The following is a 714-nucleotide window of genomic DNA, read 5'->3' as shown; positions in this document are numbered from 1 at the left end:
TCGAATGGGCCGCCGGTCGCCACGGTGGGCAGTGTCTCCAGCGCGGCGCCGACCACCACCTCCACCCGCTCACCGAGCCCGGCACGGTCGAGGTTGGCCCGCGCCACCTCGGCGTGCGCGGGCTCTGCTTCCAGCGTCACCACGCGGCCATCCGGAGCGGCGCCGCGGGCCAGCCAAATCGTGCTGTAGCCGCCCAGCGTGCCGATCTCCAGGATGTGGTGCGCCCGCACCGCGGTGGCCAGCACACAGAGGAACTTGCCCTGCGCGGCCGACACGGCAATAGATGGCAACCCGGCCGCGTCGCTGGCCGCCAGTGCCGCAGACAAGGCGGGATCCTCGCCCACGAAGGTGCTGTCCAAGAATGCGTCGACATCAGCGGGGTTCGGTTCGCAAGTCACGGCTTAGACCGTAGCGCGTCCACCGTGATGCCCGAAGACCGGTCAGCGACTGCGGCCGGGCGTCCTACCGGGCCGCCAGCCGTGGATTCGCTTCGACGGCCACTGCCGGTATGCCCAACCCATGTGCCGGGAATCCGTCACGCCGGCCAGCAGCCTGGCTTGCAGCACGAGATCCGGTATCGGCGCGTCAGCTCGCATTACCGCACACCTTCTTTCGCGTAGACAACGCGCAGCACGTAACCGATTTCGGGGCCCATCACCAGCTCGGCCAGCTTGCACAGAGTCGCGGTGAACCGCGGTCCGTGCGGCGGCTGCG

1 protein-coding gene and 1 pseudogene are annotated in these 714 nt (G+C 69.5%); both read right to left on the bottom strand.

Annotated elements, in window-relative coordinates; genetic code table 11:
- Positions 1 to 398 (bottom strand): O-methyltransferase (locus F6Q13_RS18695; RefSeq protein ID WP_293059715.1); only part of this gene is annotated, 398 nt, incomplete at its 3' end.
- Between the two features lie 197 nt (positions 399 to 595).
- Positions 596 to 714 (bottom strand): annotated as a pseudogene (locus F6Q13_RS18690) (TIGR04338 family metallohydrolase); the annotation flags it as partial.

It is taken from the genome of Mycobacterium sp. (assembly GCF_008709575.1).
In the GTDB taxonomy this organism is placed as follows: Bacteria; Actinomycetota; Actinomycetes; order Mycobacteriales; family Mycobacteriaceae; genus Mycobacterium.
Note: the sequence above shows the minus strand (reverse complement) of the source record. Positions and strands in the feature narration are given on the sequence as shown.